General features: G+C 56.7%; 15 protein-coding genes. 5 read left to right on the forward strand and 10 right to left on the reverse strand.

What is annotated here, in order from left to right:
- Window positions 1-8: 8 nt before the first annotated feature.
- Genes G6K99_RS21965 through G6K99_RS21990 form a run of 6 tightly spaced genes read right to left on the reverse strand, consistent with a single transcriptional unit; the run spans window position 9 to window position 5,767 of the window.
- Window positions 9-791, reverse strand: a complete 783-nt coding sequence (locus G6K99_RS21965) for an aspartate/glutamate racemase family protein (protein ID WP_174198026.1) — start codon at window positions 789-791, stop codon at window positions 9-11.
- Window positions 788-1,543: an aspartate/glutamate racemase family protein gene (locus tag G6K99_RS21970; protein ID WP_244631589.1), complete on the reverse strand. Its 756-nt coding sequence runs from the start codon at window positions 1,541-1,543 to the stop codon at window positions 788-790. The genes G6K99_RS21965 and G6K99_RS21970 overlap by 4 nt, the downstream gene beginning before the upstream one ends.
- 26 nt (window positions 1,544-1,569) lie before the next feature.
- On the reverse strand, window positions 1,570-2,631 hold the full coding sequence (locus tag G6K99_RS21975) for an ABC transporter ATP-binding protein (RefSeq protein WP_174197940.1): 1,062 nt from the start codon (window positions 2,629-2,631) through the stop codon (window positions 1,570-1,572).
- Window positions 2,632-2,673: 42 nt separating this feature from the next.
- On the reverse strand, window positions 2,674-3,495 hold the full coding sequence (locus tag G6K99_RS21980) for a carbohydrate ABC transporter permease (protein WP_174197941.1): 822 nt from the start codon (window positions 3,493-3,495) through the stop codon (window positions 2,674-2,676).
- Between the two features lie 2 nt (window positions 3,496-3,497).
- Window positions 3,498-4,430 (reverse strand): carbohydrate ABC transporter permease, encoded by a 933-nt coding sequence (locus tag G6K99_RS21985; RefSeq protein WP_174197942.1) that lies wholly within the window; start codon window positions 4,428-4,430, stop codon window positions 3,498-3,500.
- A 26-nt stretch (window positions 4,431-4,456) separates the two neighbouring features.
- Window positions 4,457-5,767, reverse strand: coding sequence for a sugar ABC transporter substrate-binding protein (locus G6K99_RS21990; RefSeq protein ID WP_174197943.1), 1,311 nt, complete (start codon window positions 5,765-5,767; stop codon window positions 4,457-4,459).
- Between the two features lie 217 nt (window positions 5,768-5,984).
- On the opposite strand from G6K99_RS21990, the gene G6K99_RS21995 reads away from it, so the two are divergent.
- The 3 genes from G6K99_RS21995 to G6K99_RS22005 all read left to right on the forward strand — a co-directional run bounded on the left by G6K99_RS21995 (window position 5,985) and on the right by G6K99_RS22005 (window position 8,126).
- Entirely contained in the window at window positions 5,985-6,674 is a 690-nt protein-coding gene (locus G6K99_RS21995; RefSeq protein ID WP_174197944.1) for a GntR family transcriptional regulator, read from the forward strand.
- 331 nt (window positions 6,675-7,005) lie between these two features.
- Window positions 7,006-7,518, forward strand: a complete 513-nt coding sequence (locus G6K99_RS22000) for a hypothetical protein (protein ID WP_174197945.1) — start codon at window positions 7,006-7,008, stop codon at window positions 7,516-7,518.
- Window positions 7,518-8,126: a hypothetical protein gene (locus G6K99_RS22005; protein WP_174197946.1), complete on the forward strand. Its 609-nt coding sequence runs from the start codon at window positions 7,518-7,520 to the stop codon at window positions 8,124-8,126. The genes G6K99_RS22000 and G6K99_RS22005 overlap by 1 nt, the downstream gene beginning before the upstream one ends.
- A 425-nt stretch (window positions 8,127-8,551) precedes the next feature.
- On the opposite strand, the gene G6K99_RS22010 is transcribed toward G6K99_RS22005, so the two are convergent.
- Complete coding sequence (locus G6K99_RS22010) at window positions 8,552-8,737, reverse strand: hypothetical protein (RefSeq protein WP_174197947.1); 186 nt, start codon at window positions 8,735-8,737, stop codon at window positions 8,552-8,554.
- A 260-nt stretch (window positions 8,738-8,997) separates the two neighbouring features.
- Here G6K99_RS22010 and G6K99_RS22015 point away from each other — a divergent pair, with 260 nt between their 5' ends.
- Window positions 8,998-9,549, forward strand: coding sequence for a sugar O-acetyltransferase (locus tag G6K99_RS22015; protein ID WP_174197948.1), 552 nt, complete (start codon window positions 8,998-9,000; stop codon window positions 9,547-9,549).
- A gap of 158 nt (window positions 9,550-9,707) precedes the next feature.
- Here the strand turns inward: G6K99_RS22015 and G6K99_RS22020 are convergent, their stop codons facing one another.
- Window positions 9,708-10,145 carry a helix-turn-helix domain-containing protein gene (locus tag G6K99_RS22020; protein WP_202048850.1) on the reverse strand — a complete coding sequence of 146 codons (438 nt, stop codon included), beginning with the start codon at window positions 10,143-10,145 and terminating at the stop codon, window positions 9,708-9,710.
- Window positions 10,146-10,290: 145 nt separating this feature from the next.
- Entirely contained in the window at window positions 10,291-10,500 is a 210-nt protein-coding gene (locus tag G6K99_RS22025) for a hypothetical protein (protein ID WP_113165878.1), read from the reverse strand.
- A 176-nt stretch (window positions 10,501-10,676) separates the two neighbouring features.
- Here G6K99_RS22025 and G6K99_RS22030 point away from each other — a divergent pair, with 176 nt between their 5' ends.
- The gene (locus G6K99_RS22030; RefSeq protein WP_174198029.1) at window positions 10,677-11,870 is read left to right on the forward strand and encodes a diguanylate cyclase; all 1,194 of its coding nucleotides are present in this window, start codon (window positions 10,677-10,679) and stop codon (window positions 11,868-11,870) included.
- 297 nt (window positions 11,871-12,167) lie between these two features.
- On the opposite strand, the gene G6K99_RS22035 is transcribed toward G6K99_RS22030, so the two are convergent.
- The gene (locus G6K99_RS22035) at window positions 12,168-13,943 is read right to left on the reverse strand and encodes an EAL domain-containing protein (protein ID WP_244631590.1); all 1,776 of its coding nucleotides are present in this window, start codon (window positions 13,941-13,943) and stop codon (window positions 12,168-12,170) included.
- Between the last annotated feature and the right edge of the window lie 101 nt (window positions 13,944-14,044).

The following is a 14,044-nucleotide window of genomic DNA, read 5'->3' on the forward strand; positions in this document are numbered from 1 at the left end:
GGGCCCCATCAATCTGTCAGACTGTTGCGCAGATCCAGATGTTCAAGCTTTGCCGCCAGCATCGGATGAAGGCCGGATGTCGCCTTGGCATCAGGACGGCGAAACGAACCCGCCAACGGCTTTCGCGGTTTGAGGGCGATGATCGCCTCTGCCTGTTTTACCGCCGCGGAAATTGGATCGACTGTCGGAACGGGTATCCGTCCCCCGACGCGTTCCGCAAGACCTGCCAGGGGAGCGCCGCCGAGAATGATCACGTCCGCGCCAGCGGCTACGGCTTCCCGTGACAGCCTGACCAGGCATTCCTCGGCTTCGTCCTGGACGGTGGTTAGATCCGTGAATGGGGTGTCGCTGGAATGAATTCCGCTCAAGCGGCCCATCAAGCCATGCATCTCGACGCAGTCCTGATACCAGTCCGCCAACGATCTTGCGAAGGTGACGATCGCGAAGCGCTTGCCGAGCATGCATGCGGTCAACATTGCCGCTTCTGACATGCCGATGACCGGGACCTCAAACAATTGCCTTGCCGCAAGGAGGCCGGGATCGCCGAAGGCTGCCAGGATGAAGGCGTTCGCGTCCGTATCCTGCTGCTCATTGGCCATCATTTCCAATGCGATCACGCCGCCGATCAACCCTTCTATCGGATTGGAGATGTACGGGACGCCTCTGGGTGCAGTCAGGCCGTGAAGTACGGTATCGCTCGCGGCAACCTTTCTCGCCGAGGCCAGAAGGAGATCCGTGACGGAAGAGGTCGTATTTGGGTTAATGACGGTTATGGTAGTCGTACGGGTCATCGCGAAAACATCGATCCAAATTTTGACAGCCTGCCCATCGGCACATTCAAGGCATCGAGACAGGCCCACAGGGTGAAGGACACGGAATCGAGAACGGGGATGCCAAGCTGCTCTTCGAGTTTCGGGGCGACGAATGTCCCACGGGCGTTGGTACAGACGATCGCGATCGCATCCGGTTTTGCCACCGCCGCACGGACGCACATATCCTCAATCGTCTGCTCGGATATGGTCGCAAACGAAAAATTGTCCGTCAGTCCGCTATGCTGCTCACTGACAATCTCGATGCCGTGGGCCTTGTAGTTGCTGATGATCCTCGCCTGCACATCGGGCGTATAAGGTGTCACCAGTCCCAGCTTTTTGACCGAGAGTTTTTCGAGAATCCTGTTGAAGCCGAGAATGGCGGTGGTCGCCTTGATCCCTGTCCTCGCGGCAATCTCGGCACAGAGGACCTCGTCGGTGTCGAAGCCGAGCCAGCTTGCCGAGGTGCCGTTCCAGGCGATCACATCGCAACGTGCATCGGCCAGCAGTTCGGCGGCATCCAGGATTGGCGCCAGGGAGAACTGCTTGTTGGCAGTATCGTCGAGTGCGATTTTGGTGACGCGAAAGCGCGTGGAATGCGCCGAGACATCCGGAAAAAGCGGCTCCATCAGCTTGGCGGTAAAGGGCTCAAGCACAGTATTGGATGATGGCGTCAGCATGCCGATCCGGATGGATCTTCCTTCGCCAGTCATGTTTTCGTCGTTAGATCGCATTTATTTCCTGCTCCGCAGTGCGAATATCAAAGACGGCTATTTCCGTCGGCGGAGAAAAGATGCAGCTTTTCCATATCCGGCCGGAGGAATAGCCGGTCGCCCGGATTGGTGGTAATCCGCTCGCGGACCACGGCAACGATCGGGGTGGCGCCAAAGTGGGCAAAGATTTGCGTCTCGGCACCGGTTGGTTCGATGACATCGACGGTGACGGCAAGCGTGTCCGGCGCTGGGAAATCTGCAATGGCAAGATGCTCTGGCCTGATGCCGTAGATCGCTGGGCGCGACAGGGTCTTGTGATTGGGCTCTAGAGGTGCCTGCAGCCCGTCCGCGGTGGCAAAACCTTCCGCGCCGATCGTGCCATGAAGCATGTTCATGGACGGCGATCCGATGAACTGCGCGACGAACAGGTTTGCCGGATGATCATAAAGCTCCAGAGGCCGTCCTGCCTGCTCGATGCGGCCGTCCCGCATGACCACGATCTTGTCGGCCATGGTCATGGCCTCCACCTGGTCGTGAGTGACGTAGATGGTCGTCGTCTTCAGGCGCTGATGCAGCGCCTTGATCTCAGTGCGCATCGCAACGCGCAGCTTGGCATCCAGGTTTGACAGTGGCTCGTCGAAGAGAAATACGGATGGGTCTCGGACTATCGCCCGGCCCATGGCGACGCGCTGCCGCTGTCCGCCGGAGAGCTGCCTGGGATATCGGTCCAGCAGAGGGGTGAGGCCCAGGATGTCCGAGGCCTTGTCAACCTTGGCCTTGATCTCCGCCTTGGATATCTTGCTGAGCTTCAGCGAGAAGGCCATGTTTTCTGCGACAGTCATGTGCGGGTAGAGAGCATAACTTTGGAAGACCATGGCGATATCCCGCTCCTTCGGCGCGATATCGTTGACGATCTTGCTGCCGATGCGGATCTGTCCGCCGCTGATGTCTTCGAGGCCAGCGATCATCCGCAGCAAGGTCGACTTGCCGCAGCCGGACGGTCCGACAAGGGTGACGAACTCCCCGTCGGCAATGTCCAGCGAAACGTCGTGCAAGACCTTTGACGAACCGTATCGCTTGGAGGCTTTTTCTATCGAGACTGACGCCATCGCTATTACTTTCAAATCTGTTTGGATCGCCGGGACGAGGGGCTACTTGACCGCGCCTGGAGCAAGGCCGACCAGAAGGTAGCGCTGTCCGAAGAACACCACGACGAGAGCGGGAAGAATGCCGACAATGGTTGCCGCAGCCAGCTCGCCCCAGCTGACATAGACCTCGCCGACAAAGCTCGAGATCGCCACCGGAGCGGTATAGGTTTTCGTGTTCGACAAGATGGCCGCGAACAGGAACTCGTTCCATGAGGTGAGGAAGGCGAAGATCAGGGAGGCAGCGATGGCAGCCTTTGCCATCGGCACGATGATGTATCGGAAGGTCTGCCATTCGGATGCGCCATCGACCATGGCGGCCTCCTCGATTTCTGAAGGGACCTCGTCGAAGAAGTTCTTCGTCATCCACAGCACCACGGCGACGCTGAAGACGCTATGGCTAATGGCGATCGCGCTGAGGCTGCCGAGCATCCCGGCCTTCTGGTAGAGGAAATAATAAGGAATGATCAAAGCAACGGGCGGCATCATTCGAAACGATAGCATCCAGTACGACCATAGCTTCGAGCTGCGCTTACGTCGGCCGGACAGCGCAAATGCACCAAGAGTGCCGATGCAGACCGCGACAACGGTGGACACGCTGGCAACGATCAGGCTGTTGCCGAGGTAGAGTAGGAATTTGGAGGACCCGCTCAACACGTTGACGTAGTTGATCATGGTCGGTTTGAAGCCGAAAAAGGTTGGTGGCCAGGTGAAGATGTCGCCGCGCATTTTGAGCGAGATGACCACCACCCACGCTATCGGCGCAAGGAAGATTGCGAGAACCGCCAGGCAGGCAGCATAGACGCAGGCGATGCGGAAGATCTTCATGATCACGCTCTCCCTTTCGCGATACGTTCGTTGAACTTGATCAGAATGAGCGCCAGGGTGGCGACGACGATTAGCATCACGGTCGCCAAGGCGGCCCCGTAGCCCATGTTGAAGAAGCCCATGCCCTGCTGATAGACGAGATAGGACAGGGTTTCCGTACTGTCTCCCGGGCCGCCGCCGGTGGTTGCATAGATCACATCGAAGACCTTTAACGCATCGATGACGCGGAACACCAGGACTGTCGAAATGATGGGCATCAATAGCGGCAGGGTGATTGCGGTGAACCGGCGGATCGGACCGGCACCATCGAGCTTGGCCGCTTCATAGAGATCGCGCGGAATGATCTGCAGGCCGGCGAGGCAGAAGAGAACGACAAAGGGAATCCATTGCCACGAGACGATGATGACCACCGCATGTATCGCAAAGGCGGGGTCGGACAGCCACAACGGAGGCTCGCTCCACCCGGCCAGCTGCAGCAGGTATTTCGCGAGACCAAAATCGTCCGAAAGGAACAAGCGCCAGATCATGCCGGCAAACACGGGTGCGATCATCATCGGGGCGAGGAACAGTGTCCGAATGAGAGACAGCCCGGGAAGGCGGTGGTCAAAGAGAAGGGCGATAGCAACACCGGCGACGATCTGGAGCGCGACGCTCTCGATGACGAAGGCAATCGTGACGCGAAGCGCATGCCAGAAGGCAGGATCTTGGACGATGGTAACGTAGTTCGATAACCAGACGAAGCGGTACATCGCCATCTGCGTCAGGTTGAACTCGAAAAGGCTTGTCACGAGCAGGCCAAGAAGGGGCAGGCCGATCAGCAGCACGCTCATGGCCCCTGCCGGAATGAGAAACAGGTTGGCTGTATTGGAAACGCGCCTTGGGCGCGCTTCCTCGTTGTCAGCGTCAATAGCCGATGTGATGACAGGTATGGTCATTGGTCGCTTTCGCGCTGAAGTCGGTTTTACTTGACGGGATAGCCGGCGGCGACGATCGCCTTACGGATCTGTTCGTTCGCCGTCTTCAGTGCATCTTCCGGAGTGACCGTTCCCAATGCCGCACTATTGAGCTGGAGCCCGAGGGCTTCGACGATCTGCGGCCAGAACGGATAACGCGGCCTGAAGTCGGGCGAGACCTGGCCGGCTTGCTCGGCCTTGTCGACAACCAGCATCCACGGGAATTTGGCCTGTACAGCCGCGTCGCGCAATGCTGAATAGCGCATCGGTGTGCCGTTCAGCAGGGCAAGCTTTGTCTGGACCTTGGCGCTCGACAGCCACTTGATGAAGGCCCAGCTGTTTTCGACCTTCTCCGTCTTGGCGTTGATCGCCATGCCGAAACCGCCGAACGGATAGACCGGCTTCTGCGATGCCTCGAGCCTCGGCATCGTCGTATATCCCACTTTGCCGGCAACCGACGAAACCTCAGGCTTCACAAACTCCGTACCATTGACGGAAAAGGTGGCAGCCATTGCAATCTTGCCGGTCTGCATGGCAATCGTCTGGTCCGGACGATCGTGTCCGATCGCGCCGTTCGGCGCCGATTTCAGCCAACCGATGTAGTTCTTAAGAACCTGCGCTGCCACAGGCGAATCCAGTGTTGGTGTAAAGTCGGTCGGGGCGTCTTTCAGGATTTTCCCGCCGGCGCCTGCATAGGCAGCCAGGAACCATGTCGCAAAGGATTCGCCGCGCTTGTAGGGCATGTCTATGCCGTACTGGTTCTTGTCTTTTGCTGTCAGCTTTTCGGCAGCAGTGTTGATATCCGCAAAGATAACGGGCTCGGCAAGGCCAGCCTGTTTGAAAAGGTCGATGCGGTAATACATCAGGAAATACGTGGCGGTGACCGGAAAACTCCAGGTCTTTCCGCCTTGCTTGGAGACCGCATCGAAGGCGCCCGGCAGGACGTCCTTCAGATCGTCAGGTGTGATATCTCTGGCGATCAGGTCATCCAGTGGCCTGACATAGGCGTTCTTCGACCACTCGCCGAGCCAGACGATGTCCTGGGCATAAACGTCGGAATTAGCTGTACCGCTGACGAAGTCTGCGGTGGAGCGCTGGCGAAGTTGGTCGTAGGGAAGGATCTGAAGATCGACGGCAATGCCGGTCTCGGCGGTAAATTCTGGCACTAGCGCCTCGATCAGCTTGAAGCTGGAGACCGCCGAAACGGTGATGCTGCCCTTGCTTTGTGCGAGAGCGGCCGTGGAGGTCATCAACGTCGCGGTCAGCGTAGCAGCTGCGATCAGTCCAAACGTCTTCCTGCGCTTAATTCCAGATATCATTGTCCGTTCCCTTTTTTTGCCTGAGCGTGCCTGACGCCACCCATGGCCATTGATGCGAAAGCCTAGACCAACTAATTTGCGATGCAAGACACAATGTGAATATTGCATTATAATTTCGATATCACATTGAAACATAGATATATTAACCACAACGGGGATTTCGATGAGTCCGAAAATGGCGAGCACTAAGGTTGCTCCGAGGCGTTTACGGGGAAGCATGCATGAAGATGTCACAGGCCTCGTTCGTGATATGATCATCCGTCATGAACTGAAGCCGGGACAGTGGATCGGCGAGGCTAAACTCAGTCAAAAGTTGGGAGTGTCTCGAACGCCGCTCCGGGAGGCGCTGAAGGCACTTGCCGCCGAAAAGCTTGTAGAACTCCATGCGTTCCGCGGTGCTGCCGTGACCGATCTCTCGCCAGACCAGGTGGTCTATCTTTTTGAAACTCAGGCGATCCTTGAAAGTCAGGCGATCGAACTGGCGTGTGCGCGCGCGACCGATCAGGAAATAGCCGCCTTCGCCAAGCAGCACAGACGCATGGTCGGTTTCTTCGAAAAGGGAGATAGGAGATCCTATTTTGCGCTAAACCAGCTGTTGCATACTGCGGTTGTGGGCATGTCGCACAATCCTGTACTGATCGAGATACATGCCTCAGTCATCGTTCAAGTCGAGCGAGCAAGGTTTAAGGCTTTGGATATAGGCGATCGTTGGAAGCAATCTGCGGATCAGCACGAAGACATCTTAGAAGCGCTCGAGAAGAGAGACGGGAAGCGGGCGGCGCTTCTCATGCGCGAGCATGTCCTTCAAACAGGGAACTCTGTTCGTGCTTCACTTGCGTCGTCCCAAATGGCACTTGCGCCAACCGGCGGTCGACGAAGCCGTGTATCGGCAGATAGCATTGACTAGTAGGTTTGTTCAGCCAGTTAATAAGCTTCTTACTGAAACAATACGTCCACGCTTTCCTGATGCGTAGATATTGGCGGTCACCCTTGGTATCGAGTTCGAATGCCATCACAAGCATTTTAGCTGTCACTACCCGCAATCGGCCGAAAGGGGTCATTTGGCGCCGGATCAAGCGCCACGAAAGCTAGCATTCGCGACCGACTTTTGCGAAGGATGGGTCACCGGAAGTGACCGTTCTAAACCGTTCCACTATTGCTCGCTAGACTGCCGTTCACTTTTCTTCTTCATTGCCTAAACCTGTATCGACAGAAGCCGTAGAGAGCCACCGCGCCGCATGTCGTATCGCACCATCCTCCCGCAGCTCATCGCGGCAGCCCTGTTTCCTGTTGGTCCATCACCTGCCTTCGCAGAGGAGCCGGCCCTGCCGCTAGGTGCCGAGACCGCGGGTAACGCGCTGCCCGGCGAAATCATGCTGCGTGCGGCACCTCTGATGCAGGCGGGGAGGGGTGACGAGGCGACGTTCTGGTTCTATGCCGGACAACTTCGCTGGCGTTCACGCTTGAACGGCGGCCCAGCTCAGGACCCGACCGGCGAACCCGCTCTGTTCTCGTCGCTGTTCGAGACACTTGGGCCGCCCGTCAATAATTGGGCTTTCGGCGATATCCCCAAGCTCCAGCGGACGATCGACGCCGTGCTTCTTTGGGACGCACATTATCCCGATCCTTCGCTGGATCCGGTTGTACACGAGCGGATGCGGGCAGGACTGAGGGACCTTCGAGACCAGATCGGGCGAGAAGCTGGCATGATCAGAGCTGAGCGCGCCTCACGTGGTCTGGAGAACCGATAATGCTGCGCATGAGGTGTTGCATCGACATGGAACGCTTGTTCCGCCTGCTGCTCGCCGCGATGCTACTTGCCATCTCCGGATCCGCATCGGCGCAGGATGGTCCTGTCGCGGATCCGTTGCGCAGCGGCCTGGAGGGCGCACTGCGCGGCTGCGAGACTTGGGTCCTCGACCCGTCAAGCTGGCTGAACAATCCGACGCGCTTCCTCGCGGCCATCGATCTTGGCAGCGCGGTGTACGAGACCGAGAAACTGCCCGAGCCGCTCCTCCCCCCTGAGCCCCTCCGGCGTGGCAACCGCTACTGGCGGATCAATGCCGGACCCAACGAGGGTTACGCGCTGGTGGTCTCGCGCGACATCCCGATGTGCCACATCACGGGCGGCGGCGGGGTCGACTTCCAGCCGGCGGCCGAAGCCATGGCCGCCTCGCCGGACTCCTCTGATCGCTGGGAGCGCATCGGCGAGGAGCGCCAAGAGGGAATGGTCTCGACCTTCTTTCGACTGCGCGAGGAGCCAAAGCTGGCGCTGGTCCTCAGCCGTGCCGACGCGCCGGGCGCACAACGTGACCGCGCCGAGGTGATTGCGACGGCGACCTACGACCTTGGTCGCTGAGGCGACGCAACTTCGTCTGGCCAGCGTGGTGGAAACGGTAAAACAAGAACCTCACCGCCCGGCGGGATCGGTCCCAAATGGCGCAGCAAACGGTCATAGTTCTGATCGCTCGGGGAGTAGCGAAACTCACCATGTCCGACAACGGACCCTTCTTCGCTTTTGGCTCGCAGCCATAGGACCAGCGTGCCATCGGGCTCGCGATGCGCTGAGCCGATCGACGCCTCCGTGGAAGGAGGAGCCGGCGCATGCTCCTACAAATTGGCTCGCCGGTTGGCGGACCGCCAACGCTTCCAGAACTGCGAGGAAACGTGGTCTCGGACAATCGGTGCGAACCTCCTGCAGGACGTCGTCGCCATCGAACACGGCGATGCTGCACCGGTGGTCTGTCGGCTCACCGAGTACTGGCGGATCGTAATCCGGCATGATCAGACCTCATTTCCGGATGCAATCACCTTGCGCCGCTCGTCATACGAAAAGGCATCGGAACGTTCGCTTACGATCTTCACCGGCCCTCCCGCATCGGCCAGACGGGTCGTTGCCTGCCGGATCGTCATGAGGTGGAGATCGATGACGATCCAGCGAGCCAGCGGCGACAGGACGTTGCCGATCACGACCAGCATCCCGCGACGCGGAAGTTCACCGGCAGGAAGTCGTCGAATACTATCGTACCGTCTCAGACACAAGTGAAGTGAACGAAACGCCGATTAGACGCAGAACAAAAGCGGGCGTTCGGCTTGGTCCAGCAAAAAACTCTCACGCTGTGACGGAATGCTCTCGGTCGAGAGTTTCCTAGGAAATGTGTTTCCCGCAATAGCATTGCCCTGCTGCAGCGTAAGAGTTTAAGACCGCGTCCGTTGGCACGAGCGGAGGTATGCTTTTGAAAAGCGAACGCATGAAGATGGAAGCGGGAGAGTGGTATTGCTGCATCGATCCTGAACTCGATGCGCTGCGAAATTTGGCGAGACTTGCCGTGCACGCTCACAATAGTATGCCGCCAAACGAGCGGGGAGCAATGGCCCCAGAACTTCGCGTCTTGTTTGCCGAGCCGGGTAATGCGTTCATCGAGTCACCATTCCATTGCGCCTACGGAATGAATATCAAACTTGGAGACCGCGTTTATATCAACGCAGGCTGCGTCATACTTGATACCGCATTGGTCTCGGTAGGCGACGGCACGATGTTTGGACCTGCAGTCCAGATGTATTGTCCAGAACACCACCAAGATGCGGCCCTACGCAAGGCGGGGCTCGAAATTGGGCGGCCTATCACCATTGGCAAGGATGTCTGGATCGGAGGAGGTGCCATAATACTTGGCGGGGTGACTATCGGCGACGGAGCGACCGTGGGCGCGGGCTCGGTAGTAACCCGGAGTGTGGCGACCGGGGTTACGGTTGTCGGAAATCCGGCGCGACCGATCCGCTGACGACGAACTCACGGTCATGTTAAGTCAGATGGGGTATAGTGAGGTTGGCAATGCTATGATCACCCCGCCGGCTTCGGCCTGGTCGGGACATGATGCCCCGACTTTAAGGCGAACGTCTAATGGGGGAAACGGCGGCATCCGTTGGCAAGACACAAGCGCTACGCATCGGTACTACCGTTGTCGTCACCGTCCTGTCCGGGCTGAAGTACGAGTAGGAGCGAAACGATCTTCGAACGCATCGAACGCGGAAGCTTACTCATTGCATCGATGACGTCGTATCCTTCCTTGCTAGATCTATAAGACTGTTGACGTTCGAGGTTTGCCATGGGTTCTCCAGCCATCTTGTCGCTGAGAGCCAGATCCTCGAAGAAGTACGTTATTGGCGTCTCAAGAGCGATCGCTATCTCGTAGAGCTTCGACGTGCTTATACGGTTCGTCCCTCGCTCATATTTCTGCACTTGCTGGAATGTAATCCCCAACCCGTCCGCGAGGTTTGTCTGAGACATTCCTACCTCGTTTCGCCGCATCCGGACGCGGCGGCCCACGTGAATATCGACAGGGTGCGGGCCCTCAGCGTTCATTTTGCCTCTGCTCATCGGTCCCTCGTGTTTCAATCGCGACTCAACGAGAGCCAAGCTGCCAATAGCACAGGCAATCATCGATTACATTCGACAGAGACGGTGAAGAAAGCGACCTAACTGGTCTCCTATGTCGCGAAAGGACCCGGCTGTGAGCACAAGGTCAGTTTGCCACACCTGTAGCGATTTTTATATTGAAGGCAAAACTGACTGTGGCGACGGATCGAACTTGTTCATCACTGATGTCCACCTGTAAATTCTCAGGCGGCGGGAAGTGTTTACAGACAAACTGGGCGAGCGCGGTTACGCCTGTCTCAATGGCCTCGTGCGAGTTCATGGCTTCAATCTCAACTTCCGCCTCTTTGCCGTCCAAACATGCCGACTTCCTTCGGCTGATTGGATTTCCGCCATCGATGGGCAAGACTACGCTGGTCGGTCCCCCGCTACATCGTCCTCCAATGGCGAAGCGACTTACCATGCTTTTACCTTTCTTCGTTATTTAGCATGCCCAGTGCGAGTTGTGCGCGCGGAACTTTGATAGTGACAAACATGAACGGCGCAGCTTTCTTTCTAGCAGTAAATTTTATTATAGCCGTATCGTTCAGTACGGTATTTGTTGCCGTTGCAACCCGCAGCCGTTCTCGTATAGCTACGCTGTGGCTGGCAGCAGGGTTCGGTGTCGCTTCTCTCTCAGCGATCTGCGAGCTTTTGGTGGCTTACGCGTCGATGACGAAGTTCTGGGCGCTTGGCGCTTTTTCTACCTTGCTAGTTGGGATGGTACTGCTTGCGGTCGGTATCTGTCGTCTTTACGGGCGTCGGCCAAACACGTTGGCAGTTCTAGGATTTGTACTTGCGTGCCTTGGGTCGTCTTGCGCCATATACGACTTACCTCGTGGAAGCATGACGCAAGCTGTCTTGTACCAAAGCCCGTTCGCGATCGTATTTCTCCTCAGCGTCTGGTCACTCCTTACATCGCAGAGGCGTCAGGCAATTGACCGCTTCCTTACTGGCTTGCTTTTATTCACCAGCTTTCATTTTTTGATGAAAGCGGGGTTCGCCGTGCTTGTCGGGTCTGGTGCTAGCGCCAAGGACTACATTCACACAAACTACGCTATAATCTCACAAGGCGTGACTGCTGTGCTGGTCGTCGCTGTCGGACTAACACTTCTTACCACACTTGTGTTGGATATCATGGCAGACGAGAGGAGCAATTCAGAGGGCGACATGCTCTCCTCTCTGGCTAACAGGCGGGGCCTTGACCGGCGTGTCGCTTCGATCTTAGCGAAATATCCCGAAGGGAAGCACGCCGTTGTCCTTTGCGACCTCGATCGGTTCAAAAGGATCAATGATGCTTACGGCCACCATGTCGGTGACTTGGTGATCCAGGGTTTCGGACGAATGTTAAGTAGATCGGTTCCTGAAAATGCCGCCTCCGGGCGCATAGGAGGTGAGGAGTTCGCGGTGTTCTTGCCTAACACGGAAATTGAAGTCGCGGTACGTGTGGCTCAGACGCTGCGCACAGCAACCATGGCCTTGCCTGGCCTTCCAGATGACCTTCAGGTCACTGCCAGTTTCGGTATCTCGACACTCACGTCTTTTGACGGACTGAGTGAAGCCTATCGCCGAGCTGACGAGGCACTCTACAAAGCGAAGCATTCAGGCCGAAACAGGGTCAAGATAGCGAGCAACGACTACGCTCTGCCCAGCCCGACACGAGCTCTAGCTGTGCCTCGATATGAATAAGCAATGCTTACCCGACTGAGGGCGCCATTAGAAATGCATACGCGCGCAGTTGATACTCCGTGCGTAGATGTTTGATGAATAGTCCTGACGCGTAGGGCCCAAAAGGGCTTTGCATCTTCGCTACGAGCATGGCCGGTAAAAAGTCTGTATCATACCAACGGTCATCTTTTATGTTTGCGCATCTTGCACGTGTGGTGCAGCGATCTAGGTATCGGGGCCGCGGTCGTCTGGTGGGGCGTTGCCTGCCTGTAGTGCGTTTGCTTGTGAATTGTGCTCGTGAGAAGTTCCGCAATCATCTTACGCAACCCTGGCAGGTTCTGTCCTGGACAAGAACCAATGTTGGAAGGATCGCGCGGTTAGCGGTTTTGAGTAGAGATATCCTTGTGCTTCATCACAGCCCATGTCCGTCAATGCATCCGCTGCCTGAGCCGTTTCAACGCCTTCTGCCACAACCCGATAGCCGAGGTCATGAGATAGCGCGATCATTGAGCGGACGAGACTTTCGTCACGCTCTCCAACGTCAAGATTTCTGACAAACGACTGGTCAATCTTCACGACCGTCGTGGGCAACCTTTGGAGGTATGATAAACTGCTGTAGCCGGTTCCGAAGTCATCGATCGAAAGGGTAATGCCGGCGTCGGCCAAAGCCTGCAGTTTCTGCAATGCAGCGCCCGCATCCTTCAGTACCGCGCTTTCGGTGACTTCCAATTCAAGGAGCGATGGATGGATGCCGTAGCGAAGCAGCGCTACGATCACCCGTTCTACAAAGTCCTCTTCTTCCAGATTCGCCGCCGAGACGTTGACAGATATAGGGACCGTTAGTCCTTGTTTTATCCACGAGCGTACCTGACGAAGCGCCGTATCAAGAACCCAGCTGGTCATATCTCTGACGTGCGTCGAGCTCTCAATAATAGGGACGAACTCCCCTGGAGATATGCTCCCCAGTTCAGGGTGGTACCAGCGCAAAAGCGCTTCAGTTGCGACGCACTGCCCGGTCGCAAGTGAGAGGCGCGGCTGGAATACCAACGACAATTGCCCGTCAGCCAGTAATGCAGAATCAAAATCTTGCAGCAGCCTGAAACTGCGACGGTGTCTGTCATCGCTTTCGGCTGAGAAAACATCAACCTGCATGCCGTTCAGGCGCGCATCTTGAGCAGCGCTACCCATAGCCCTCAAGAGGTCATCCGGATCAATACCAGCACCAAATGGCGCCATGCCTGCAACGGGTGTCATCATGAACTGGAAGCTTAAGGCCGCTTGCAGTCCCAGAAGCAGGGCAGTGACATCATCGATGCACTTTTCCCGGACGCGTTCAGTCGTTACGACCGCGAACTGAGTTGCCGAAATATGATAGGCAGTGCGTCCATCCAATTTCGTCCTCAGAAAACGTGCGGCCTCTCTGACGCCTCTATCAATCTCCGCAGGACCAAGCACACGAGACAGGTGGTCGATCTGTTTGGTTTCGGCCAGGTCTATGAGAACCGCAAACCGCTGGATGTCGCCGGTATCATCCTGCCCAATGTCACTGATGTCGTCCAAAAATTGTGTTCTGTTCGGTAAGCCGCTTATCGGATCAATACGTCCAAAGGCATGTTGCAACTCGATCTGTGCCATGACCATGGCTGCAAGGTCCGTCAGTGATGCAATTTCTTCGGTGGTTGTTTCTCGGGGCAATGTCCCGAGAACACACAGCGCCCCGAGCCCAAACCCGTCGCGTGTGACCAAGGGGGCCCCGGCGTAGAAGCGGATGCCACTTTTACCAAGCGGGCTGTACTTGTAACAATCATCCTTCGCCATGTCTGGGATCACCAGGACGTCGGTGCTTTCAGCAACCTGGGCACAGGGGGCTCGATCTCTGGGTATGGTTTGATGGTCAACGCCGACACGAGACTTAAACCACTGCCGATCAACGTCGGTTAAGGAGACAGCTGCGATTGGGAGATTGAATATTAGGCTCGCCATCCTTGTGATGCGATCAAAGCTCTCGCTTACTGGTGTGTCCAGCAAATCGAGGTTGTACAAAGCATCGAGACGATTAGCCTCTTCTATTTTGATCATCTGACGTTCATCCAAGGCTTGCACTCCCAGGATTACCTAGTGCGGTAAAAGAATTGAGATATGAATAAACTAAGCTTTCGAACTCTGTGCGTATGCTCGAATTAGCTTATATTGAG

The sequence above is a fragment of the Neorhizobium sp. AL 9.2.2 genome (genome assembly GCF_013317225.1).
In the GTDB taxonomy this organism is placed as follows: Bacteria; Pseudomonadota; Alphaproteobacteria; order Rhizobiales; family Rhizobiaceae; genus Neorhizobium; species Neorhizobium soli.